Raw genomic sequence first — 22315 nt, 5'->3', positions numbered from 1 at the left:
GATAGAACCTTGATCGTTTCTAGCCTCATGCCTAGTTTCTATGCGACCGCCGCTGCGAAGGCGGCAAACAGGTCGCCGGAGAGTGGTGTGTGCAGCCGCCATTTCACGGCCATCGGACGCTCGCCTTCATGCCCCTCGTACGTGGCCGGCCCGAGAAACCAGAATGCTCGGTCGTTCGTGCTGGCCCTCGCGAAGAGCAGGATTGTGCGCCCCATCGTCTCGTGGTTCTGGTACCGACGGCCGGTCGGGCTGTCGGCCGAGGTGGTCGACTGGCTCTCCCAATGAATGAGTTCCGGGCTAATCGCGTAGTCGCGATAGCGCGTCGTAGGCGAGAAGTCTCCGCTGGTCTTGTCGAGCGTGAAGGCGAGTAAGTCCGCACCGGCAGCTGACGCGTCGTAGACGCCCTCCCGCCACTCAGGGGTCTTGGCTCGCTCTTCCTCGCCGACCGCGGCCAGCATCTCGAGCCGGGTGTAACGGCTGTGCACCTGCAACGGGATCTCGTCGAAGACCGCATGCTGGAGGTGGTTAGGCGCGTCGTCCAGCGCGGTCACGAGTTCGCGAAGCTCCGAGACCACCTGCGGATGAGTCCACACCATGTCGGCGGCACGTTGGAGTGACGCGTCCTTGAGTGAATTCTTCTCGGTGAGAACCTGATCAGAGAGATTAGCGACCAGCATGCGTAGCAGCCGCCGCTCGGTCTTGCTCATCGAGCCCGTGTCTGGTCCGTCGCCTGTTAGTAAAGTTCGATAGCCGTCCAGCCGCTGCCGGTCATCGATGTGCTGCATGCGACCGACCGCTCGACGCAGCGACTGTTCGTGCGGTCCGGACTGCGCTACCGGTAGCTTCGCCGCGTCGAGCATGTCCGACCAGGCGCGGTTGTTGGCATAAACGTCCGCAAGTTCCAGTCCGGTCTCGTGCAGGTACTCGGCGAGCGAAATGGCGCCACGATCGCGATGTAGCGTCCGCAACTCCTCGACCTTGGACCTCCAGGTCGACGGCACGGCCTCTCGAAGGCTGCGGAGCACGATGGTCTGCGCGACGCGGTCCAACTCCATGTGGCAACCGGCGGGCAGAAACGGGAACCCATTCTCGATCGCCTTCTCCAGGTCTCGGCGAGTGCCGCCGAGCAGGGCTCGATAGCGCCAGTCGAAGCGGAACTCGCGGCGGTGCTGGCCAACGAAGTCGAGCACCGTGCACGCCGACTTGTTCCGGGCTTGCCGAAGACCACGACCAAGCTGCTGGAGGAAAAGCGTGGCGCTCTCGGTCGGACGCAACATGAGCAACGTATCCACGGCCGGGATGTCGACGCCTTCGTTGAAGAGGTCGACCGAGAAGACCACCTGGACGTGACCAGCCTCCAGGTCGGTCAGCGCGTTCTCTCGTTCCTGACTCGAAGACTTGCCGGACACCGCGACTGCCGCCACACCGAGCGCTCGGAACTGGTCGGCCATGTAGTGGGCGTGCGCGATGCTGACGCAAAACCCTAGGCAGCGGATCCCAGCGATGTCGTCGACGTGATCGATGAGCTGCTTGTAGACGAGTCGTGCCCAGCTGTCATTTCCGGTGTACTTCTCGGTTAACGCCTCGGTGTCGTAGCCCTGACCGCGTCGCCATGGCACGTCGCGCAAGTCGATGCCGTCGTGGATTCCGTAGTAGTGGAAGGGCGAGAGTCGGTGCTGTTCGATGGCATCCCACAGGCGGAGTTCGGCCGCGATGCGGTCGTCAAACCAATGCAGGATCGGCAGTCCATCGGCCCGCTCCGGCGTGGCCGTCAGGCCCAACAACTCTCGAGGTTCGAGCCGCGAGAGAAGAGCCTCGTAGGAGGGTGCGCCCGCGTGATGGAACTCGTCAATGACGACCACGTCGAAGTGATCGGCAGCGAGTCGATCGAGCCGGGCGTTCGTGAGGCTCTGCACCGAGGCGAAGACGTGGTCAAAGTCTTGCGGGCGCGATCCGTCCACCCACATTTCGCCGAACGCGTGGTCGCGGAGGGCCTGCCGGAAGGTCGCCCGACTCTTCTCGAGGATCTCCCGACGGTGGGCGACGAAGAGCAGACGCGCTCGCGGCAGCGTCTCCCGGAGTCGCGCGTACATGACCGCGGCCATCACGGTCTTTCCGGTTCCGGTGGCGGATACCAGGAGGTTCCGGTGGTGTCCCTTATTCCGCGACACGTCAATCAGCTCGAGCAGTCGTTCCTGGAACGGCTCAAGGCGAATCTCGACCGGACTGAGCATCGTCGTGCCGCGGTCGGCGCGCCGTGCGCGACTAAGGGATTGCTCGAACTCCTCTCTGGCGTACTCGACGAAGTCGACGCTCTCCCAATACGTATTGAAGACCGCCTCGATCTTGGAGATGACGTCGGGATTCCGAGCGGCGGAAACCCGAATGTTCCACTCCATGCCGGAGTTCTGGGCCGAGTGGGTCAGGTTGGACGAGCCCACGTACGCGGTGCTGAACGAGCTGTGTCGGTGGAAGAGCCAGGCCTTCGCATGCAGGCGCGTGGTCGAGGTGTCGTAGGAGACCCGCACGTCGACGCCCAACTCGGCTAGCTCCTCCAAAGCCGCTGCCTCGGTCGAACCGGTGTATGTGGTGGTGAGCAGCCGAACGGGCTTGCCCTGTTGGAGGTGCCTTCGAAGCGCCTCGCGAAGGGGTAGCAGTCCGCTTTTCCGCACGAACGCCATCACGATGTCGATCGCGTCGGCCGACTCGATCTCCCGGAGTATCTGGCTGCCGACTCGAGGCTCACCCGGCGCGTTGGTGAGCAGAGTCGTGTCCAACAGAGGAATCAGTGGTCGGCCGGGGAAGCGAACGGTGTCATCCGCCTGCCATGCGCCGATCGCGTCGAGCAACTCGCCAGGCGCGGTGGGACGGTCGCTTTTGACGTTGGCCTTCGGGATCCGAGCATGGAGTGCATCCGTCAGCAGTTGGGCAACCTCCACGCCAACGGTGACCCGCTCCGCTTGAGGCACGGCTTCGAGGGCGCGGATGACCTGCCGAGCAAGGTGTTGGGCGATGCGATCCGGAGCCTCGGCGTCGCGAAGCCCGACCCGCCGGACAAGCTCGTCGTCGACGGTTGAAAGTCTCGTCTCGAGAGCGTCGGTGAGAACCGTCTCGTAGAGCCCTGCAACAAGGTCGTCACTCACCGCGTCAGTGTGCCCTATTGATCTTGACTGTCCGGGGAACCGCCTGCGGACACCCGGCGGTCTGGCGCGGCCGGGTCAGATAGCGTGAGACCGGCAAGCCGGATAGTCACACGCGAAGGGGAGCACGTGGAGCTGTTACACAGCGGCAAGGTTCGTGACGTCTACGCTGACGGCGATGACCTTCTTCTGGTCGCCTCCGATCGGATCTCGATCTACGACGTCATCCTGCCCACGCCCATCCCCGACAAGGGCAAGATCCTCACCCAGCTCTCCCTCTGGTGGTTCGACCAGCTCTCCGACCTAATCCCCAACCACGTCATCTCCGCCACCGACGTGCCTGCCGAGTGGTCCGGCCGCGCCATCCGCTGCGAACGCCTCGACATGGTCATGGTCGAGTGCATCGCCCGCGGCTACCTGGCCGGCTCCGGCCTCAAGGAGTACGAGCGCGACGGCGCCATCTCCGGGGAGAAGCTGCCGGAAGGTCTTATCGAGGCCTCCAAACTCCCCACCCCGATCTACACCCCCACCACCAAGGCGCCGGTCGGGGAGGGCCACGACGAGTTCATGACCTACGCCGACGTGGAGGCCAAGGTCGGCAAGGACGCGGCCGCCGAGCTCAAGCGCATCACCCTGGAGGTCTACCGGCGGGGCCAGCAGGTCGCCGAGACCAAGGGCATCATCATCGCCGACACCAAGATCGAGCTGGGTACGGCAAGGGACGGCACCCTCAAGCTGGGCGACGAGCTCCTGACCCCCGACTCGTCCCGCTTCTGGGCGGCCGACGAGTGGAAGCCGGGCGGCACCCAGCGCTACCTCGACAAGCAGTTCCTCCGCGACTGGTCGTCGAGCCTCACGGACTGGGACCGCACCGATCCGGGGCCGGCCGTCCCCGACGAGGTGGTCGAGGCCACCCGCAACCGCTATATAGAGGTATACGAGCGGTTGACGGGGGTCAGCTGGAGCTAGTGCGCGGGCGGCGCGTCGACGACCACAGCGTCTGCAGCGTGCCGCCACCTCGCTTGTTCATCAGGTGCGCGCCGTACAAAGAGCCCACGACCGCCATGATCACGCCGGTCCACCCGCCGAAGGCGATGCACAGCGGCGCCATCATCCACAGCAGAATCGCCATCGCCATGTAGAGCCGCCGCTTCGGCCGGCACATCCGATCAACGCGCTGCGAGAACCGTGGATCATCCGTACGCAGCTGGGTCACCATGCCGTCGAAAACGGCCTTCTCGTTGGGCTCTAGCACGGGGGACCACCTCCGCGCTTTGGCTACCCGTCGATTACCAGGCGAAAACTGTTGCCTGCGCCATGTGCCCATAAAGATCTAGATCAAAACCACACGGCAACGTTGATCCGGCAAGCTGCGACCATGACCTCCGACCGGCCCGAGGATCGCCTGCGTGCCTGGGAGCAGGCGACCGCCTACCCGCTCACCGCACTTTCCCTGCTTTTCATCGCGGTTTACGCGTGGCCGATCCTCGACCCCGGCATGCATCCGCTCTGGCGCCACCTGTGCGAGGCCGTCGACATCGCGATCTGGGTGCTCTTCTGCATCGAGTACCTCATTCGCCTCACCCTCGCCCGCCAGAAACGCCGCTTCGTCCGTACCCATTGGTTTGATCTGGCGGTCTTGGTCCTTCCCGTGCTCCGACCATTGCGGGCTTTACGTCTGCTCAATGCCCTCCGCGTGATCAACCGCCACGCCGTCGCCTGGACCCGCGGCCGCCTCGCCGTCTATGTCATAGCCGCCACCATCTTGATCGTCCTGGTGGCCGGCCTGGCCGTCCTGGAGGCCGAGCGGGGCCACCCCGACAGCACCATCCAGACCTACCCGGAGGCGCTGTGGTGGGCGGTCTGCACGATCACCACGGTCGGCTACGGCGACCTCTACCCCGAAACGCTCGAGGGCCGCATGGTTGCCGTGGCCCTCATGATCGGCGGCCTGGGCCTGATCGGCTTCACTACCGGCTCCCTCGCCAGCTGGATAGTCGACCGCGTCTCCGACGCAGAGCGCCCGGCCGGCACCGCCACCCGCGCCGACATCGCCGTGCTCCTGCGCGAGATCCGCAAGCTTCAGGCCGAGGTGAACGCGCTGAAGTCGGAGAAGCAGTGACCCAGCTCACGATCGGCTGATCATGTGGTGCGGACCTCAAGTTGACGCCGCAAGCAACCACCTACGCTCGAAATGTGGATTACGGCCACCCGCTTGAATTCGGGACCTTCATTACGCCCGTCAATGACCCGCCGCAGGCCGCGGTCGCCCGGGCGCAGCTCAGCGAGCAGCTCGGCTTCGACCTGGTCACCTTCCAGGACCACCCGTACAACGCCGGGTTCCTGGATACGTGGACGCTGCTGAGCTGGGTCGCCGCCCAGACAACCAAGATCCATTTCTCGGGCAACGTCCTGAACATCCCGATGCGTCCGGCCCCGGTCCTGGCGCGCGCGGCCGCCAGCCTCGACCTGCTCTCCGAGGGCCGGCTGGCGCTGGGGCTGGGCGCCGGCGCGTTCTGGGACGCCATGGTCGCGATGGGCTTCCCGCGCCGCACGCCGCCCGAGTCCGTCGATCAGCTGAGCGAGGCGATCGACGTGATCCGCGAGGTCTGGCGGGCCGACGAGCGCGCCCAACTCCGCTACGACGGCAACTTCTACCAGCTCAAGGGGGCCAAGCGCGGCCCCGCCCCGGCCCACGACGTGCCGATCTGGCTGGGCGCCTACAAGCCCCGCATGCTGCGCCTGATCGGCGCCAAGGCCGACGGCTGGCTGCCCTCGCTGAGCTATTTCAAGCCCGGCGACCTGAGAAAGGGCAACGCGATCATCGACGAGGCGGCGGCGCAAGCGGGCCGGGACCCGCGCGAGATCCGGCGGCTGCTCAACATATTCGGCGACCCGTCGAAGTCCGCGGCCCAGTGGATCGACGAGATCCTGCCGCTCGTGCTCGAGGACGGCATCGGCACGATCATCATCGGCTCGGACGATCCGGGTGAGCTGCAGCGGTTCGCCGAGGAGGTCATTCCCGCGGTTCGTGAGGAAATCGCGAGGACGCGCACCGCTGCCCCACTGAAAAACAGCGCCGCCAAGCTCGCCAAACGGCGCGAGGGCATCGATTACGACCAGCTTCCGGCGTCGCTCACGGCCGTCGAGCCGGGCGATCACACGTACGGGAAAGTCCGCTCGACCTATATGCGGGGCGGCTCGCCCGGCCTGGTGATCCAGCCGAAGAACGCGGACGAGGTGGCCGAGGCGCTCGCCTTCGCCCGGGACCAGAAGGTCCCGCTCGCGGTGCGCAGTGGTGGCCACGGGATCAGCGGACGGTCCACGAACGACGGTGGCATCGTGATCGACCTGTCCTCGATGCGCGAGATCACCGTGCTTTCCAAAAAAGATCGTCTCGTACGGGTCGAGGCCGGCGCCCGCTGGAAGGATGTCGCGGCCGCGCTCGCCCCGCACGGTTGGGCGCTGTCGAGCGGCGACTACGGCGGCGTGGGCGTCGGCGGCTTGGCCACGGCCGGCGGCATCGGCTGGCTGGCCCGCGAGCACGGCCTCACCATCGACCACATGCGCGCCGCCGACCTGGTCCTCGCGGACGGCTCGAAGGTGCACGTCAGCGAGGCCGAGCACCCCGACCTGTTCTGGGCGGTGCGCGGCGCCGGCGCGAACTTCGGGATCGTCACCGCCTTCGAGTTCCAGGTCGACGAGGTCGGCGACGTGGGCTTCGGCCAGTTCGTCTACGACGCGTCGGACGCGGCCGGCCTGCTGGAGCGCTGGGGCGCGGCGATGGAGGCCGCCCCACGCGACCTCACCACCAACCTGATCATGGGTCCGCCGCGGCGCGGGCAGGCGCTTGCCCAGGTGTACGGCGTGGTCGACTCGTCCACACCGGACACGATCATCGACCGCCTCACGCCGATCGCCGAGATCGCGCCGCTGCTCGACCAGCAGGTGCAGCTGCTGCCGTACGCCGGCGTGATGAACGTGCCGGACGCCGCGCACGAGGGCCAGGGCGAGCCGGTCGCGCGCTCGGGTCTGATCGAGCATCTGACCCCGGAATTCGCCGCCGCGGCCGCATCCCTGATCGCCTCGGGTGTCGTCTACTTCTTCCAGGTGCGTTCCGTGGGCGGCGCGGTGGCCGACGTGCCCGACGATGCGACGGCGTATTCGCACAGATCGGCAAACTTCTCGGTGGTGGCATTCGGTGCATCAAAGTCGAGATTGGACGCAGCATGGGAGGTACTTGCCACCCATTTCCGGGGTTTGTACCTCTCCTTCGAAACGGACCAGAACCCCGAGCGAATCGAAGAGGCCTGGCCAACCTCGGTTTTGAACCGGTTGCGCACCCTCAAGAAGCAGTACGACCCCGCCAACGTCTTCCGTGACAACTTCAATATCGACCCTTTGGGGGAATAGTTCCCGGTCGTCCGTGATCGACAACTACGGTCGGTTACCGAATTTGGGTGGTCGAAAAGCGGGAATTCACCCGTTCGGGGTGGCGTGTCCGCTCATTGGTAACCCGCTGGCCAATTCCCGGCCGCCGTGTCCGTGCGTGACGACAAAGGAGGGGCCGGCGCATCGGCGCCAGCCCCTCTATATATATCTGGAAAGCCGTTATCTCTGGTGCGTCGTCGCCACCGGCCGCTTGGGCCAGGCTGCTCCCGCTCCACACCCCTCGCAGGACAGTTGGTCGCCGCAGGCGGGACACCAGTCGTTGGACCGTCGCAAATACCAGCCGAGGGCCACGCCGGCCAGCAGGCTCAGCAGGCCCACGAACGCCGCGACGGCCACGGCCCCGGTCATGCCGCCGAGCCTCGCACCGGCAGGCCGGTCGGCGTCATCCGCGTGCCCCGGGCCGTCGAGCGCCGGTCGAGAGCGGGATCCTCGGACGAGCGAGCCGTCACATAAGGAGCAGTGAAGGTGTCGACGCCGGTGCCGCGGTGTGCGCCGGGCCGGTAGGTCACGGTCACCGCCCGGGGGGAAGCTGCCTCGATCACGCCGGCACGCCAGCCATCGCGGTAGACCCAGACCGGATCGGCGGGGTGATAGCTGTCGGCAGGCGCCACATCGGCAGGGTCGCGCTGCGGAGGGGCGACGGTCGGCGAGGTGGACGGAGGCGGGACCGGTGCCGTGGACATCGAGATGACCCTCCCAGATCTCGGAGACTCGGTCGTCAGGGTGACGTTGACCGCCATCCATCCCGTACGCGTCGGCCGAGAAGCCGAACTGTGCTGCACGCCTCGCCAACCAACACGGTGTGTCAGCGAGTGGTGCGTGTCTGTCAGCTATCATCCTCGCGAACGGTTGCAACCGCAAGGCCGTCTGCACGTGCATCCGCACCGAGCGAATGCTTCGGGCGTCACGCTCCGGAGATACGCTGGTGCTGTTTCGTTGTGGACGATCTCCCCTTTAGGATGCTGGGGGACTGCGGCCGGCAGCCCCAGACAGCGATGACGAGGAGTCAGGTGAGCGCGGGTTCGCAGGAGGAGGCACCGGGCAGCGGCCCCACGGTGCTGCGCATCCTGCTTGGTGCCCAGCTTCGCCGTCTGCGGGAGTCCAAGGGGATCACCCGTGAAGATGCCGGGTGGGAGATCCGAGCCTCGGGTTCCAAGATCAGTCGGATGGAGCTCGGCCGAGTCAGCTTCAAGGAGCGCGACGTCGCCGATCTGCTGACGCTCTACGGCGTCAGCAGCGAGCAGGAGCGCGAGGCCCTGCTGGTCCTGGCCCGCCAGGCCAACAACCCCGGCTGGTGGCAGCAGTTCAGCGACATCCTGCCCGGCTGGTTCCAGTCGTACCTGGGCCTGGAGGCGGCCGCCTCCCTGATCCGTACGTATGAGATCCAGTTCGTTCCCGGTCTGCTCCAGACCCCGGACTACGCGCGGGCCGTCATCATGCTCGGCCACGCCGGCGTGACGCCGGAGGAGATGGATCGCCGCGTCGAGCTCCGGCGGGCGCGGCAGCAGGTCCTCGATCGGCCCGAGGCGCCGCAGCTGTGGGCGGTCATCGACGAGGCCGTGCTGCGCCGCCCGATCGGCGGCGTCGAGGTGATGCGGGCGCAGATCGAGGCCCTGATCGAGGCGGCGAAAAAGCCGAACGTCCGGCTGCAGATCATCCCGTTCAACGCGGGTGGCCACGCCGCCGCGGGCGGCCCGTTCGCGATCCTGCGCTTCCCCGAGCCGGAGCTTCCCGACGTCGTCTACGTCGAGCAGCTGACGAGCGCGATCTACCTGGACAAGCGCGAGGACGTCGACCAGTACGCGATGGCGATGGAGCGGGTCTGCATCGACGCCGAGCCGCCGAACCACACGCCCGAGATCCTCGGCAAGCTGCTGCACGAGGTCGGACGCCCCGCGTAAAGCGGTCTGAACACCAAAAGAGGGCCGCGGTCGTCATGGGGTGACGCGGCCCTCTGTCGTCTGCGCGGCAAGGGCTGGTGAGGGGGCCTTGCGCCGCGCGTAGGAATTAATCGGCCCGGGCGTGACGTGGACATGATCACGTCACGCCCGGCGCCCTTCGTCATACCGCTCCGGACTGGAAATCAGCCGAGCAGGTTGTCGAAGTCGCCGTCGCGAACGCCCAGGATGAAGGCCTCGATCTCGGCCGGCGTGTAGATCAGGGCCGGGCCCTCGGGGTCCCGGGAATTGCGCACGGCGACCTCACCGGTGGGCAGCGCGGCGCACTCGACGCAGTTGCCGCTGGGGTTGCTGCGCCGGCTCTTCTGCCAGGTGACACCGTCCAACTGGCCGGCGGGGGTGCCGTTGACCGCGTACGACATTTGAAGCTCCCTTGGTTGGCTCCGGTCGGGGATCGCCCGGAGGTCGTCTCTCGTGGCTACGGCCGCATCACACGTTGTGCAAATGCACGTGCATTTGGCCTTGCGTACTCACGGGATTGTGAGCATGATAACGCACGTACACCACTGAAGGGGTGTCACTTACGGTGACATCTTTAAGTGACGGGTCGGTCGCGGAAACGGCGTCTGCGGCCTCGGCGCGAGGCTCCCTGGCGGGGGCGGTCCGAGCGAGAGGTGTCGAGATGTCCATTCCCAACATCGGTCCCGAGCATGCGGAACCGGGCGACCCCGATGGAGTGGAAACACATCGGAGGGGGAACCCGCCGCTCGTCTACCGAGACGAGCCACTGACCGACGAGGTGTCCGCCGCGACGGCCCGGGCCAGCGTGGTGACGCACCGATTCGGCGGCGTCAGGTATGCCCTGACCCGCCCCGATGCGACGGTGGCCGACGCCGCGCCACCGGCCGAGGAGGGTGATTCCGACGCGCGCGAGTGACCTCGTCAGCTGCGCGCGGGGCCGACGTGCCGGGCTTCTTCCCGGCCCACCGGTGCCCGTGCCGACGGCGTTGACCTTCCGCGGTGGCCGCCTTCTCGAGCGCCTGCCCCGCTGGCCCGATCATGAGTTTGCGGCGTCGGACTATCGTCATGGAAACGGCACGCTCCGGTTACGCATCGTGTGCGTCGAGTGGGAGATCGCGATCGTCCGCGACGGGTCCACGTGGCTCGCGACGGACGCCATAGAGATCGATTCGGCCGGCAATCTCGTCGGCCGGCGCCAAATTTTCATCCGGGCGGAGCGTCTTCCGGCTCCGCTGGCGCGGAAGAGGCCGCGATTGCGCGCGGACAAGACCGCGAGCGCGGGTGTGACGCCGTAACACCCGCACCCCGACGCCGGTCGGGCGGTCCGGTTCCCCCGTGCCAGATCGCCCGGCCGGTCCACCCGCTGCCGAGCGCCACGCCCGCTCGGTGGGAGGGGGTACTGATCGGGGACCGCTACCCAAGGGCGGTCCCCGGTCTGCCTCAATGAGGGCTCAGGGCTTGCGCGCGACCCCGGCCCAGTAATAGGCGGCCTCGGGATCGTCGACCGGGGCGTCGGGGCGCCAGCTCGACACCGGCACCAGCCCCGGCGTGAGCAGCTCCCAGTCCCCGAAGAAGCGCCGCACCGCCGCGCGGTCGCGGGCCACCAGAGTCATTCCCGCGCCGATGGCCGCCTCGACCGCCCGGTTGACCTCGTCGGGCGCGAAGTCGGCCGTCGGGTGGGTGATCGCCAGGCAGCTGCCCGACGGCATGGCGTCGCGCAGCTCGTCGACGCGCGCCCACGGGTCGTCGGCATCCGCGAGCAGCATCAGGATCGCGATCAGCGTGAGCCCGATCGGCTTGTCGAAGTCGAGGGTCTCGCGCAGCACCTTGTCGTCCAGGATGGAGCCGGTGTCGCGGATGTCGGCCGAGATGTACTCGCTGCGGCCCTGCTCCGAGCTGATCATCAGAGCGCGGGCGTGCACCAACACGATCGGGTCGTTGTCGGCGTAGACGACGCGCGCCGACGGCTCGATCCGCTGGGCGACCTCGTGCAGATTGGGCGAGGTCGGAATGCCCGTGCCCACGTCGAGGAACTGCCGGATGCCCTCGCCGGCGACGAGCGCCTGAGCGGCCCGGTGCACGAACTTGCGATTCTCCCCGGCCATGTAGCGCAGCCCGGGGATCGCCTCGATCATGGCGTCGCCGACGCCCCGGTCCACCGCGAAGTTGTCCTTGCCGCCCAGCCAGTAGTCGTAGATGCGGGCGGAATGAGGCACGTTGATGTTGACGCCCGGCGGCGCGACCTCATTGCCCTTGACCACAAGCTGCCCCCGCGAAGGATTCGATGTTCATCAGTGCCGCAAGGGTAGCGACCGATCCGTGAATCTTCACATCGAGTGCAACTACGCAGCGCTCATGCCGCCGACGCCCGCCCACGCCGGGTGCGCGACCACACCACCCGGTCGCGTCCGCCGTGCTTCGCGGCGTACAGATGCCTGTCCGCAATTGACAAAAGCGCCGGTTGGGTCGCCTTGGCGGCGTCGGCGACGCCGGCGACCCCGACGCTCACCGTGACCGGAACGCCCGCGGTGAGTGCTTCCCAGGAAAAGCTCTTGATCGTACGGCGAATCGCGTCGATTTCCTCGACGGCCTGCTCGACCGGGGTCTCGGGCAGAACCATCAGGAACTCCTCGCCGCCGAGCCGGACCACGAACCCGCGCGGCGCCACCGCGGCCAGCCCGGTCTCGAGCAGCTTGGCCGCCTGCACGAGCACGCGGTCGCCCACGTCGTGCGAGAGCTCGTCGTTGATCCGCTTGAAGTGGTCGAGGTCGACGATCGCCACGGTCAGCTCGGGGTCGGTCGCGATCATGCCGGGCAGCTGCTCGTTGAGGTACCGCCGGTTTCGCAGCCCGGTCAGCGGGTCGCGGCGGGCCTGCTCGCGGAACCGCTCGGCCTCCTGCCGCGCCTCCTCGGTCTCGAACATCACCTGACGGGTGCGCGCCTGCGCCTCCCGCTGGAGCGAATGCTGCTGGGTGTAGGCGGCGAAGAAGTCCTTGTGCGCGGCGTACGCCTCGGCGAACTCGCCCCGGGCCGCGTGCAGCTCGGCCTGCTCCTGATGCACCCGCACCAGGACGTGGCCGAGCTCGCGCTCGACGCAGAGCCGGCGGGACGCGTCGAGGCTGCGCTGGGCCCGCGCGTACGCCCCGAGGCAGCGCTGCGCCCGGGAGAGGGTCAGAAAATATTCGGCCAGCGCGTCGGCGTCATCCTGGCTGCCGTCGTTGTGCTGGTCGATGCAGGCGAGCAGGGTCTTTTCCGCCTCGGCATGCTGCCCGTTCTCGATCTGGATGGCGCCGATGGTGTCGAGCAGCGAGGCGTCCAGCTCGAACCCGAAGGTCTTCGCGACGTCCTGCAGCTGCCCGGCGACCTGCTGCGCCCGATCGTGGTGGCCGGCGGCGTACTCGGCGTACGCGAAGTTGTTGAGCACCGCGAGCAGCAGGTCGGGCCGCCCGAGCCGGGAGGACAGCTCGGCGGCCTGCCGGTAGCGCAGCCGCGCCGCCTCCATCGTCCCGCTCAGGCTCAGCGCGTCGCCCAGCTTGACCCGATGCCAGATGCGCATGTGATCGGTCGCGGTCTCGTCGAGCAGCTCGACGCTGAGCACGGCGTGCTCGAGGCACTGCGCCGCGTCCCCGAGGAGGCGGTGGATGTTCGACCAGACCAGGTGGGTGCGCGCGGTGAGCTGCCGGGCGTCGTGCTCGACCGCCCACTGGTGCACCTTCCAGATGCGCCGGGCCGCGCCGGCCACGTCGCCCGCGCGCATGTGCAGGTTGGCCTGGCTGAGCCGGGCCCGGGCAACGAGCAGCTCATCGCCGAGCGCAAGCGCCAGCCGCTCGATTAGAACGGCCCGCTCGAGCATCGCGGCGGCATCCCAGTTGATCTCGTCCTCGAGCTCGAGCAGGGCTGCCGATAATCGCTCGCCGTCCAACCCGTCCCACCCCTCCCACAGCACTGCGTGCTTTCAAAGGCTAGCTCTGGGTAAGCGGAAGATCCGAAGCCCACCCGCGTGATCCATCTCGCCCCCGGTAAAGCTCCGAAGAGCGAGGGGCCGCGCGCTGAGGCCCACCCCCGTTTGGGTGGGCCTCAGACAAGCAGCCGGGTGTGACATTTCCGGGCCGCTGTCCACAGCGCGGGTCAGCGGGTCAGTCCCTCGGCCGCCAGCGGGACCGCCAACTCGCCGGCGGAGTTCCCGGCCGCGGGACCGACGGCCGCGGAGGCGAGAGCTGCGGGCGCGGGGGCCGCGGAGGTCTCGGCTGCCGGCGTGGAGAGGTCGACCGTCGAGCGCAGGGCGGTGGGCTTCATCAGCAGCGCCGCGATCACGCCGACCACCGCGATGGCCGCGGAGATCAGGAAGATGTGGCCGGTGGCGTCGCCGTACGCGACGCGGACCAGGTGCTGGACCGCCTCGGGGAGGACCGACAGGTTCAGTGAGCTGGACGCCGCCGCGTCGCCGCCGGCCGGCATGCCGGCCGCGGCCAGCTCGTGGGTCAGGTTGTCGGTGACCCGGTGGGCCAGCACGGCGCCGAGCACCGAGACGCCGATCGTGCCGCCCAGCGAGCGGAAGAACGCCACCGTCGACGACGCCGCGCCGATGTCTTTCAGCGAGACCGTGTTCTGCACCGAGAGGACCAGGTTCTGCATCGACATGCCGACACCGATGCCGACCAGGGCCATGGCCCCGCCCACGTACCAGAGGCTGGTGTCGTGGTCGAGCATCGAGAGCCCGGCGAAGCCGCCGACCAGGATCAGGGTGCCCGCGACGATGTACGGCTTGATCCGCCCGCTCTTGCTGATCAGGCGTCCGGCGACCGTCGACGAGACCAGCACGCCGGCCATCATCGGGATCGTCAGCAGGCCGGCCTCGGTGGGGCTGTAGCCGCGCCCGATCTGGAAGTACTGGCCGAGGAAGACCGCGCCGCCGAACATCGCCATGCCGACCGCGAGGCTCGCCACGATCGCGAGGGCGGTGCCGCGCTGCTTGACGATCTGCAGCGGGACCACCGGCTCGGCGACCCGGGTCTCGACCCAGACGGCAAGGGCAAGGACCAAAAGACCAAGACCGACCATCGCGTACGTCTGCCAGGAGAGCCACGCGAACGAGCTGTTCACGAACGACACCCAGACCAGCAGGGTGCTGACGCCGATCGCGATCAGCGTGGCGCCGACGTAGTCGACCTTGACGTTGTCCCGCTTGACGACCGCGAGGTTGAGCGTCTTCTGCAGCACGACCAGGGCGATCACCGCGATCGGCGCGCCGATGAAGAAGCACCAGCGCCAGCCGAGCCACGCGGTGTCGACGATGAGGCCGCCGAGCAGCGGGCCGCCGACGGTGGCGACGGCCATCACGCCGCCGAGGTAGCCGTTGTACTTGCCGCGCTCCCGCGGCGGGATCATCGCGGCGATCGCGACCTGGACGAGCGCCTGCACGCCGCCCATGCCGAGGCCCTGGAAGGCGCGGGCCGCGATGAGCTCGCCGGCGGTCTGGCTGAAGCCGGCGATGATCGAGCCGAGCACGAACACCACGATCGAGATCTGGACGAGCAGTTTCTTGCTGTACAGGTCGGCGAGCTTGCCCCAGATCGGGGTGGACGCGGTGGCGGTGAGCAGGCTGGCCGTGACCACCCAGGTGTACTGGGTCTGCGACCCGTCGAGCGCCCCGATGATCTTCGGCAGCGCGGTGGAGACGATGGTCGACGAGGCCATCGCGACGAAGAGCACCAGCAGGAGGCCGGACAGGGCCTCCATGATCTGGCGGTGGTTCATGGGTTTCGCGCTCATCGCGCCGGACCTCCTCGATGTGGTTGCCACATACAACCATCGGCCAAGCTTGCGCATTGCGCAATCTTTCGCATTGAGAAGCAAGTCACAGGCCGGTACGCTCAAGTCATGAGCACGACGGCGGAGCCGGGCCTCCGGGAGCGCAAGAAGGCGGCGACCCGGCAGGCCCTGCACGATGCGGCGGTCCAGCTGGCTACCGAGCACGGCCTCGACCGGATCACCGTCGAGGCGATCGCCGACGAGGCCGGCGTCTCCCGGCGTACGTTCTCCAACTACTTCGGGAGCAAAGAGGAAGCGCTGATGTACGGCGACTTCCGGCGTATCCAGGGTTTGCTCGAGTCGGTGCGGGCCCGCCCGTCCGACGAGTCGCCCTGGTCGGCCCTCACCGCGGCGGCGGCTTCCTTCAACCGGGAGGTGGGCGAGCTCGACCCGGAGCTCGTGGCCCAGGGCCGTCTGCTGCGCACCCATCCCACGCTGATCGCCGCCCAGGTGCAGACCTTCGCCGGGGTCGAGCGCGAGCTGGCCGCCGAGATCACGGCCCGCCTCCGCGAGGACGATCCGCGGGGGATCCGCGCGCGGATGACCGCGGCCACCTTCCTGGTCGCGCTGCGCGTCTCGCTCAACATGTGGCTGGACGCGCCGGCCGGCACCAAGCTCTGGGACATCGCCGAGGAGGCGCTCGCCAACGCGGGCCGAGGCTTCGAGTAAAAGAAGACGCGCGACTCCGGGTGGGGGCCCGGAGCCGCGCGCTTCCTACCTTTTGGGGATGAGAGCAAAGCCCTGACTAGCCGGTGAAGCCGGCGAAGATCTTGCTGAACTCGAACGGCGCCTGCGTGACGTTGGTGCACTGGAAGAGCGCGCCCGAGCAGGCGTTCTTGTCGCGGTTCAGCTCCCAGAACGAGACGAACCCGATGTGATTGGCGTTCGCGAAGGCGACCAGGTCCTTGGCGTCGCTCTGGGTGAACTTCCCCTGATCGTCGTTGACGCCCAGCATCGGGGTCACGCCGACCATCTTGAACGCGGCCGCGTCGCTGTTGCCGTACACGGACCGGATCTGGTCCTTGGTGCTCTTGACCGCCTGAATCGCGAGGTCGCCGTAGTCCTGGCCGGCGCGTCCGTAGTCCATCGCCATGATGTTGACGAGGTCGAGGTCGACGCCCGCGTTCTTGGCCGACTTGACCACGTTCACGCCGTCCGCGGTGAGGCCCTCCGGCAGCACCGGCAGCGTCAGCGAGATCTTCAGGCCGGGATTGGCCTTCTGCAGGGCGGCCAGCGCGGTGGAGCGGCGGGCGATCGTGGTCGGGTCGGCCACGGCCGCGCCCTCGATGTCCAGGTCGATGTACTTGAGGTTGTAGGCCGAGACGACCGCCTGGTACTCGGCCTGCAGCGCCGTGACGCTGGTGCAGGCCTGGGCGAGCTCGATGCCGGTCGCGCCGCCGAAGGACACCTTCACGTCACCGCCGGCCGCGCGCACCGCCGCGATCTGGTCGGCGAACTGCTTCTGCCGCGGGTCGAAGGCGTTGAACCAGCTCGCCTTGCAGCCCGCGCTGGTCACGAAGGCCAGGCTGAAGGACTTCAGGTTCCCGCTGCTGCCCAGCTGGGCCAGCGTGGTCGAGCCATTCGAGAGCAGACCCATGTCGACGTACGGGGCGACGAGCACGTTCCCGCCGCTCGGGGCGGAGGTGGCCGGCGGCGCGGTGGTGGGCGCCGTCGTCGGCTTCGTGGTCGGTGCGGTCGTCGTCGGCTTCGTGGTGGGCGCGGTCGTCGGCTTGGTGGTGGGCGCCGTGGTCGGCTTGGTGGTCGGAGCGGTGGTCGCCGTGCCGCCCGCGCAGGACGCGCCGTTGATCGTGCAGCTGGTCGGCGCTCCGCTCCCGGCCACGACGAACCCGAACTCGGCGCTGCCGCCGGCCGGGATCGTGGTGGACCAGCTCGGGTTCTTCGCCGTCGATACCCCGCCCGAGGTGGTGACCGTGGCGTCCCAGAAGCTGCCGAGCTTCGCGGTCGACGGCAGCCCGAAGACCAGCTGCCAGCCGTTCACCGCCGTGCCGGTGCCGTTGGTGATCGTGTACTTCGCCTGATAGCCCGTGCCCCAGTCGCTGTCCTTGCTGAAGGTGGCGGTGAGGACGCCCGCGGCCTTGGTGGTCGGGGTGGTGGCCGCGACGGCCGCGCCGACGCCACCGGCCACGGCGAGGACGGCCGCCGAAGCGTAGATGGCGAGACGCAGACGGCTGCGTTGCATGGGATGACTCCGATCGCAGGGGTTGACGACGGGAGTCGATTCTTGGCCGGTAGGCGTGAAGACGACCTTGTACCAGCCTTAAACAACCTTAAAAGTCTTACCGACGGGCGAGGCCGTCCAGAAGCAGCACGAGCTGGCGTTTCCACGCGTCCGGCTCGAGCGACGCGCGCACCACGCCCGCGTTGGCCCGCATCAGGATGCTGAGGTCGCGCCGGGTGAAGTCGGCCCGCAGCGCGCCGGACTGCTGGGCCCGGACGATGACCTCGCTGGCGCCGCGCTGGGCGGCCGCGCGCAGTGCCGAGAGCCGCTCGTCGTCGTCGAAGGTGGTCGAGACCAGCAGCTCGGAGAGGCCCCGGTCGGTGGCCTGCAGCTCGAAGAGGCGGGTGAGGTAACCGACGAACGCGGCCCACGGGTCGGGCTCGTGCAGGGCGAGCTCGGCCAGCTCCACGTACTCGGTCATCTGGCCGGCGAAGACCTCGGCGATCAGGTCGCGGCGGGTCGGGAAGCGGCGGTACAGGGTCGCGTTGCCGACGCCGGCCCGCCGGGCGATCTCGTCGAGCGACGCGTCCAGCCCGTGCTCGCCGAAGATCTCCCGCGCCGCGGCGAGAAGCGCGGTGCGGTTGCGCTCCGCGTCCGCGCGCAGTCGATTGGCCATGGAGGACAGGGTACGACGAGACCGGGGAACCATCCCCGGTTGGTGCTAGGTTGCGCACATGCAGACCACGACTGTGCAGGTGCCGACCGCCGACGGCACGGCGGAAGCGTACCTGGTGAAGCCGGACGGAGACGGCCCGTTCCCCGGCGTGTTGATGTTCATGGACGCGTTCGGCCTGCGGCCGCGGCTGGCCGAGATGGCCCAGCGGATCGCCGAGCGCGGGTACGCCGTGCTGGTGCCCAACCTCTTCTACCGCAGCGCGAGCGGGCCGCTGGTCACCGCGCAGGAGCTGAGCGACCCCGAGAAGCGCGGCGCCGCCTTCGGCCGGCTCGGGCCGATGATGCAGCAGCTCACGCCCGCGCGGATCGCCGCCGACACCGGCTCGTACCTCGACTTCTTCGGCGCGCAGCCGGGCGTCGCCGCCGGGCCGGTCGTGGTCATCGGGTACTGCATGGGCGGGCGCAACGCGCTGCGGGCCATCGAGGCGCACCCCGATCGGATCAAGGCGCTCGGCAGCTTCCACGCCGGCGGCGTCGTCACCGATGGGCCGGACAGCGCGCACCTGGCGGTCGGCAACATCACCGGCGAGGCGTATTTCGCCCACGCCGACAACGACCGCTCGATGACCGCCGACCAGATCAAGACGCTCGAGTCGGCCCTCGAGGACGCGGGCGTCACCTACACCTCGGAGCTTTACGAGGGCGCACCGCACGGATTCACGATGAGCGACACCGCGTCCTACGACGCGGGGGCCGAGGAGCGGCACTGGGTCAACCTCTTCGCCCTGCTGCACCGCAACCTGCCGGTCAGCTGACGCAGAACTCGTTGCCCTCGATGTCGGTCAGGGTGTGCCACGAATGCGGGCCCTGCGACTGCGAATAGAGGAAGGTGGCGCCGCGCGCGACCAGGGCGTCGCGCACGGCGTCGCGCCGCTCGTCACCCACCCAGAAGTCGAGGTGCACGCGGTTTTTCACCGTCTTGGCCTCGGGCACCTGCTGGAAGAGCACGCGGCGCGGCTTGCCGCTCGAGTAGGCCTCGGGGTGGCGGATCGCCGCCCCGGTGCGCCACACCAGCTTGCCCTGGTGGGTGGCCGTCTCGTCGTCGGTCGCGAAGCCGCGGGCCACCATGTCCTTGATGAAGGCCTCGTCCTGCTCCTCGACCGGCCACTCGAGCGTCTCGGCCCACCAGTCGGCGAGGGTGTGCGGGTTGACGCTGTCGACGACTACCTGGAAGTCATATGCCATGTCCCGCACGCTATCCGCGGGGTACGACAGTTTTCAGGGCCTGTGTCGAAGTAGGAGACGGGCTGCGGCGTGGCCCAGCCGCCGCCTGGCCGCACGCCGCGAACACCCGAATACAACCCCGGTATTCGGGCGCCCGCGTCGCACGCCCAGACGACACCTGGACCTCGCCTCGCTCCGGCCCCTACTTCGACACAGGCCCTAGTTGTCGTACAGGCCGGGGAAGTAGCGGTCGGTCAGCGTCACGTCGTACACCTGCCGCACCTCGGTGATCCGCCCGCCCGCGACGGCCAGGAACTCCACCATCCGCGCGGTGCCGAACGGCGCGACCATGTCGTAGACGAGCGTCGCCCCGTCCTCGGCGAGCGTCTCGCCGGCCACCGTGACCTTGTCGGCGAACGCCGCGATCCGGTGCTGCACCTGCAGGAGCTCCTCGTCGTCGACCGGCGCGTCCAGGTTCCACTCCACCTCGACGTCGGGCGCGAGCAGCTTGCGGACCGCGGCGCTGTCGTCGTTGATCCACGACCGGGTCCAGAATCCGATGACGTCCATCTGGTTGTCTCCTAGAAGCGGGCGACGCCGGCTTCGGGCCGGGCGGGCATCGGGTCGGGGAACTGGCCGTGGCCGAGCAGGGCCGCGGTGGCTTGCGCGATGCGGGCGGCGGCCAGGCCATCGCCGTACGGGGTACCGGCCGCGCCCAGCGAGTCGCGGCGTACCCGGCTCTCCAGCAGCTCGGCCATCGCCGCCACGATCTCGCCGGCCTCGGAGTCGACCAGCCGGGCGCTGCCGGCGTGGATCGCCTCGGTCAGCCCGCCGCCCTCGCCCGGCACCAGCAACGCCGTCCCGGCGGCGAGCGCCTCCTCGGCCAGGTCCACGTCGTCGGTGACCACCACGTCGGCCACCGCGATCAGGCGGGACCGCTCCGGGTACGGCATCGGCAGCCCGCCGATCACGTCGACGTCGTGGTACTGGGCGGCGACGGCGAGCATGGCCGCCCGTACCGGCTCGTCCAGCGCGGCGCTCGCGCCGGCCACGACGACCCGGTTGGCGCGGCGCTTGGCGGGCCGCTTCGTGCGCGCGGCCATCAGCCGGGCCGCCTCGACCGCGGTGCCGCCGGTGAGCAGCACGTCACCGGGGACGACCCGCTCGTCGAGCAGGTTCATCGCGGCGAGCGGCGCGGCGGCCAGGTGCACGGTCGCGACCTGGGCGAGCAGGCGACGGTCGGCGTCGGCGTCGTCGGCGACGAGCGAGCCGGAGCGTCGTCCCGCGTCCATGTGCATGACCGGCACGCGACGCCAGTACGCGCCCAGCGCCGCGCCGAGGTTCTCGCCGCGGACGACCACCGAGGCCGGGGTGCGCACGGCCCACAGCTGGTCGTACCGGCGGATCGCCGCCGCGTGGTCGGCCGAGGCCGGAAGGGTGACGTCGGCGGCCAGCCCGCAGGCGATCCAGGTGCGCGCCACGGCGGTCGGCTCGGCGCCGGCGGCGATCAGCACCGGGGCGACCAGGCCCTGCTCACGCATGGCGATGGCGACCGGGGCGAGCCGGAGCGCCTCGGCGCGCGTGCCACCGGCGAGGTGGACTTCGGGCAGCGTCATGTCTTCTCCGGACTGCGGGGGTCAGCGACTCGTTGGACGCTATGCAGTTACGGAGTGTGAGACAAGCCGTCGCCACTCATTGTGGCCGAACGGCCCAACCCAGACATCCCAGACCCGGTATTACCGCCGTAAACTTCCCGAAGCGTGGCTACGCACTGCAATGTCTGGCCGCGAACGAATGGTGACTCAGAGTGTTAGTCGCGGGGTGTGTTGTTGAGCAGCGAGGGGTCGTCGCGCAGCAGGGCGGCGAGCCGCCGGGCCGCCAGCTCGGTCTCCTCGGGGCGCTCGACCTGCAGTGGGATCGGCTTGGGCAGCGGGCTCGGCATGGCGCCGCCACGCTGCGGAGCCATCCGCTCGTGGGCCGCCGGCTCGGCGGGCACACGGTACTGGTCGGCGTGGATGCGGTGCGTCTGCTCCGGCCCGAGGGTCTGCGGCGGCACGGGCGGCGGCGGGGTGGCCGCGAACGGGTGCGGCGGATAGGCCGTCGGAGCCGGGCCACCGGACATCGGAGGACCGCCGGAGAGGGGGCCACCGGAGACGGGGCCACCTGGGACCGGGCCGCCCGGGCCCGGGCCACTTGGGACCGGGCCGCCGGGGGTCTGGCCGCCCGGGCCGGCGTCGCGCGAGGCCATGCCCAGGTCGCGCATGCGGGCGCCCAGGTCACGGGAGGTCTCGCCGGGGTCGTGCGACGGGTAGCGCGGGTCGGCGGCCGGCGGCGGGGAGTCGAACGACCCGTAGCGGCGCTCGGCCGTGTCGGAGTCGGCGTAGTACCCGTCGTGGGCGCCCGCGTCCGCGTACCCGTAATGAGCCGGACCGTAGCGATCCTGGTCGTCGTAGCTCATGCGGCGCGTCTCGCCGGCCGGCGAGACGGGCGGCGGCTGGTACAGATCCTCGACCTGCGGCTCGTCGAGATCCATGTCGACTATGTCGGCGTGCCGGGGGGCGGGGGCCGCCGGCTCGGGCGGCACCGGCGTGTCGGCGGAGACCTGCACCTGACCCTCGGCGAAGAAGAAGTGCAGCAGGACCGGATCGCCCGAGCCCTCCGCGCCGACGGTCACGCCCAGCTCCGGATGGCGTGCCACGACCCCAGCGATCGCCTCGACCAGCTCCGTCACAGCGGGTGAGGTCCCGGTGGCCTCACTCGCGGCGCGCCTGCGCAGCTCATCACGGCGCGCGAGCTTGTCGAGCGCGTCGTCCAGTCCGCCTCGCACGTCACCGTCCTTCCTCTACGGGTGGTTCGCATCCACTCTGCCCGCTGGAAGGCCTATTTGAAAACCTCGATCTGCGCGACGCCGCGCA

Annotated in this window: 22 protein-coding genes; 8 read left to right on the top strand and 14 right to left on the bottom strand. The window is 68.9% G+C overall.

The features are described 5' to 3' along the window. Positions 1-38: 38 nt before the first annotated feature. Positions 39-3143 carry a DUF3427 domain-containing protein gene (locus ACQPZX_RS48420; RefSeq protein ID WP_433371906.1) on the bottom strand — a complete coding sequence of 1035 codons (3105 nt, stop codon included), beginning with the start codon at positions 3141-3143 and terminating at the stop codon, positions 39-41. A 126-nt stretch (positions 3144-3269) separates the two neighbouring features. Here ACQPZX_RS48420 and ACQPZX_RS48415 point away from each other — a divergent pair, with 126 nt between their 5' ends. Then, complete coding sequence (locus ACQPZX_RS48415; protein ID WP_433371903.1) at positions 3270-4109, top strand: phosphoribosylaminoimidazolesuccinocarboxamide synthase; 840 nt, start codon at positions 3270-3272, stop codon at positions 4107-4109. Here the strand turns inward: ACQPZX_RS48415 and ACQPZX_RS48410 are convergent. After that, a complete protein-coding gene (locus tag ACQPZX_RS48410) occupies positions 4096-4395 on the bottom strand; it encodes a DUF3040 domain-containing protein (protein ID WP_433371900.1) in 300 nt (99 codons plus the stop codon). The genes ACQPZX_RS48415 and ACQPZX_RS48410 overlap by 14 nt on opposite strands. 123 nt (positions 4396-4518) lie before the next feature. Between ACQPZX_RS48410 and ACQPZX_RS48405 the strand changes: the two genes are divergently transcribed. Together ACQPZX_RS48405 and ACQPZX_RS48400 are read left to right on the top strand one after the other, a co-directional pair. Further along, positions 4519-5262, top strand: coding sequence for a potassium channel family protein (locus ACQPZX_RS48405; RefSeq protein ID WP_433371897.1), 744 nt, complete (start codon positions 4519-4521; stop codon positions 5260-5262). Positions 5263-5336: 74 nt separating this feature from the next. Then, on the top strand, positions 5337-7553 hold the full coding sequence (locus tag ACQPZX_RS48400) for an LLM class flavin-dependent oxidoreductase (protein ID WP_433371894.1): 2217 nt from the start codon (positions 5337-5339) through the stop codon (positions 7551-7553). A gap of 198 nt (positions 7554-7751) precedes the next feature. Here the strand turns inward: ACQPZX_RS48400 and ACQPZX_RS48395 are convergent, their stop codons facing one another. Further along, positions 7752-7940 carry a hypothetical protein gene (locus ACQPZX_RS48395; RefSeq protein ID WP_433371891.1) on the bottom strand — a complete coding sequence of 63 codons (189 nt, stop codon included), beginning with the start codon at positions 7938-7940 and terminating at the stop codon, positions 7752-7754. After that, positions 7937-8275: a hypothetical protein gene (locus ACQPZX_RS48390; protein ID WP_433371888.1), complete on the bottom strand. Its 339-nt coding sequence runs from the start codon at positions 8273-8275 to the stop codon at positions 7937-7939. The genes ACQPZX_RS48395 and ACQPZX_RS48390 overlap by 4 nt, the downstream gene beginning before the upstream one ends. 312 nt (positions 8276-8587) lie before the next feature. Here ACQPZX_RS48390 and ACQPZX_RS48385 point away from each other — a divergent pair, with 312 nt between their 5' ends. Then, entirely contained in the window at positions 8588-9493 is a 906-nt protein-coding gene (locus ACQPZX_RS48385) for a Scr1 family TA system antitoxin-like transcriptional regulator (protein WP_433371885.1), read from the top strand. 182 nt (positions 9494-9675) lie between these two features. On the opposite strand, the gene ACQPZX_RS48380 is transcribed toward ACQPZX_RS48385, so the two are convergent. Beyond that, positions 9676-9912, bottom strand: coding sequence for a DUF397 domain-containing protein (locus ACQPZX_RS48380; RefSeq protein ID WP_378974874.1), 237 nt, complete (start codon positions 9910-9912; stop codon positions 9676-9678). Between the two features lie 260 nt (positions 9913-10172). On the opposite strand from ACQPZX_RS48380, the gene ACQPZX_RS48375 reads away from it, so the two are divergent. Then, on the top strand, positions 10173-10427 hold the full coding sequence (locus tag ACQPZX_RS48375) for a hypothetical protein (protein ID WP_433371882.1): 255 nt from the start codon (positions 10173-10175) through the stop codon (positions 10425-10427). Between the two features lie 52 nt (positions 10428-10479). Continuing rightward, a complete protein-coding gene (locus tag ACQPZX_RS48370) occupies positions 10480-10806 on the top strand; it encodes a hypothetical protein (protein WP_433371879.1) in 327 nt (108 codons plus the stop codon). A 156-nt stretch (positions 10807-10962) separates the two neighbouring features. Here ACQPZX_RS48370 and ACQPZX_RS48365 read toward each other — a convergent pair whose 3' ends face one another. The 3 genes from ACQPZX_RS48365 to ACQPZX_RS48355 all read right to left on the bottom strand — a co-directional run bounded on the left by ACQPZX_RS48365 (position 10963) and on the right by ACQPZX_RS48355 (position 15283). Then, complete coding sequence (locus tag ACQPZX_RS48365; RefSeq protein WP_433385973.1) at positions 10963-11727, bottom strand: SAM-dependent methyltransferase; 765 nt, start codon at positions 11725-11727, stop codon at positions 10963-10965. Between the two features lie 137 nt (positions 11728-11864). Next, positions 11865-13433: a diguanylate cyclase gene (locus tag ACQPZX_RS48360; protein WP_433371876.1), complete on the bottom strand. Its 1569-nt coding sequence runs from the start codon at positions 13431-13433 to the stop codon at positions 11865-11867. Between the two features lie 206 nt (positions 13434-13639). Further along, the gene (locus ACQPZX_RS48355; RefSeq protein ID WP_433371873.1) at positions 13640-15283 is read right to left on the bottom strand and encodes an MDR family MFS transporter; all 1644 of its coding nucleotides are present in this window, start codon (positions 15281-15283) and stop codon (positions 13640-13642) included. A 108-nt stretch (positions 15284-15391) separates the two neighbouring features. Between ACQPZX_RS48355 and ACQPZX_RS48350 the strand changes: the two genes are divergently transcribed. Then, positions 15392-15991: a TetR/AcrR family transcriptional regulator gene (locus ACQPZX_RS48350; RefSeq protein WP_433371870.1), complete on the top strand. Its 600-nt coding sequence runs from the start codon at positions 15392-15394 to the stop codon at positions 15989-15991. Positions 15992-16067: 76 nt separating this feature from the next. Here the strand turns inward: ACQPZX_RS48350 and ACQPZX_RS48345 are convergent, their stop codons facing one another. After that, positions 16068-17522 carry a cellulose binding domain-containing protein gene (locus ACQPZX_RS48345; protein WP_433371868.1) on the bottom strand — a complete coding sequence of 485 codons (1455 nt, stop codon included), beginning with the start codon at positions 17520-17522 and terminating at the stop codon, positions 16068-16070. 97 nt (positions 17523-17619) lie between these two features. Continuing rightward, positions 17620-18177 carry a TetR/AcrR family transcriptional regulator gene (locus ACQPZX_RS48340; protein ID WP_433371865.1) on the bottom strand — a complete coding sequence of 186 codons (558 nt, stop codon included), beginning with the start codon at positions 18175-18177 and terminating at the stop codon, positions 17620-17622. Positions 18178-18235: 58 nt separating this feature from the next. Between ACQPZX_RS48340 and ACQPZX_RS48335 the strand changes: the two genes are divergently transcribed. Continuing rightward, positions 18236-18991 (top strand): dienelactone hydrolase family protein, encoded by a 756-nt coding sequence (locus ACQPZX_RS48335; RefSeq protein WP_433371862.1) that lies wholly within the window; start codon positions 18236-18238, stop codon positions 18989-18991. Here the strand turns inward: ACQPZX_RS48335 and ACQPZX_RS48330 are convergent. The 4 genes from ACQPZX_RS48330 to ACQPZX_RS48315 form a co-directional block, all read right to left on the bottom strand. Then, the gene (locus tag ACQPZX_RS48330) at positions 18984-19421 is read right to left on the bottom strand and encodes a VOC family protein (protein ID WP_433371859.1); all 438 of its coding nucleotides are present in this window, start codon (positions 19419-19421) and stop codon (positions 18984-18986) included. The two genes, ACQPZX_RS48335 and ACQPZX_RS48330, sit on opposite strands and share 8 nt — an antisense overlap. Positions 19422-19619: 198 nt before the next feature. Continuing rightward, positions 19620-19970 (bottom strand): hypothetical protein, encoded by a 351-nt coding sequence (locus ACQPZX_RS48325; RefSeq protein ID WP_433371856.1) that lies wholly within the window; start codon positions 19968-19970, stop codon positions 19620-19622. Positions 19971-19981: 11 nt separating this feature from the next. Continuing rightward, positions 19982-21016: a UDP-N-acetylglucosamine 2-epimerase gene (locus ACQPZX_RS48320; RefSeq protein WP_433371853.1), complete on the bottom strand. Its 1035-nt coding sequence runs from the start codon at positions 21014-21016 to the stop codon at positions 19982-19984. Between the two features lie 194 nt (positions 21017-21210). Then, complete coding sequence (locus tag ACQPZX_RS48315; RefSeq protein ID WP_433371850.1) at positions 21211-22227, bottom strand: hypothetical protein; 1017 nt, start codon at positions 22225-22227, stop codon at positions 21211-21213. Between the last annotated feature and the right edge of the window lie 88 nt (positions 22228-22315).

This window comes from Actinoplanes sp. CA-142083, from assembly GCF_050942195.1.
Lineage (GTDB): Bacteria > Actinomycetota > Actinomycetes > Mycobacteriales > Micromonosporaceae > Actinoplanes.
Note: the sequence above shows the minus strand (reverse complement) of the source record. Positions and strands in the feature narration are given on the sequence as shown.

Coding starts and splice junctions, on each gene's coding strand:
- ACQPZX_RS48405 (WP_433371897.1), top strand. CDS start 4,519: ATGACCTCCGACCGGCCCGAGGATCGCCTGCGTGCCTGGGAGCAGGCG.
- ACQPZX_RS48395 (WP_433371891.1), bottom strand. CDS start 7,940: ATGACCGGGGCCGTGGCCGTCGCGGCGTTCGTGGGCCTGCTGAGCCTG.
- ACQPZX_RS48390 (WP_433371888.1), bottom strand. CDS start 8,275: ATGTCCACGGCACCGGTCCCGCCTCCGTCCACCTCGCCGACCGTCGCC.
- ACQPZX_RS48385 (WP_433371885.1), top strand. CDS start 8,588: ATGACGAGGAGTCAGGTGAGCGCGGGTTCGCAGGAGGAGGCACCGGGC.
- ACQPZX_RS48380 (WP_378974874.1), bottom strand. CDS start 9,912: ATGTCGTACGCGGTCAACGGCACCCCCGCCGGCCAGTTGGACGGTGTC.
- ACQPZX_RS48375 (WP_433371882.1), top strand. CDS start 10,173: ATGTCCATTCCCAACATCGGTCCCGAGCATGCGGAACCGGGCGACCCC.
- ACQPZX_RS48355 (WP_433371873.1), bottom strand. CDS start 15,283: ATGAGCGCGAAACCCATGAACCACCGCCAGATCATGGAGGCCCTGTCC.
- ACQPZX_RS48350 (WP_433371870.1), top strand. CDS start 15,392: ATGAGCACGACGGCGGAGCCGGGCCTCCGGGAGCGCAAGAAGGCGGCG.
- ACQPZX_RS48345 (WP_433371868.1), bottom strand. CDS start 17,522: ATGCAACGCAGCCGTCTGCGTCTCGCCATCTACGCTTCGGCGGCCGTC.
- ACQPZX_RS48340 (WP_433371865.1), bottom strand. CDS start 18,177: ATGGCCAATCGACTGCGCGCGGACGCGGAGCGCAACCGCACCGCGCTT.
- ACQPZX_RS48335 (WP_433371862.1), top strand. CDS start 18,236: ATGCAGACCACGACTGTGCAGGTGCCGACCGCCGACGGCACGGCGGAA.
- ACQPZX_RS48330 (WP_433371859.1), bottom strand. CDS start 19,421: ATGGCATATGACTTCCAGGTAGTCGTCGACAGCGTCAACCCGCACACC.
- ACQPZX_RS48325 (WP_433371856.1), bottom strand. CDS start 19,970: ATGGACGTCATCGGATTCTGGACCCGGTCGTGGATCAACGACGACAGC.
- ACQPZX_RS48320 (WP_433371853.1), bottom strand. CDS start 21,016: ATGACGCTGCCCGAAGTCCACCTCGCCGGTGGCACGCGCGCCGAGGCG.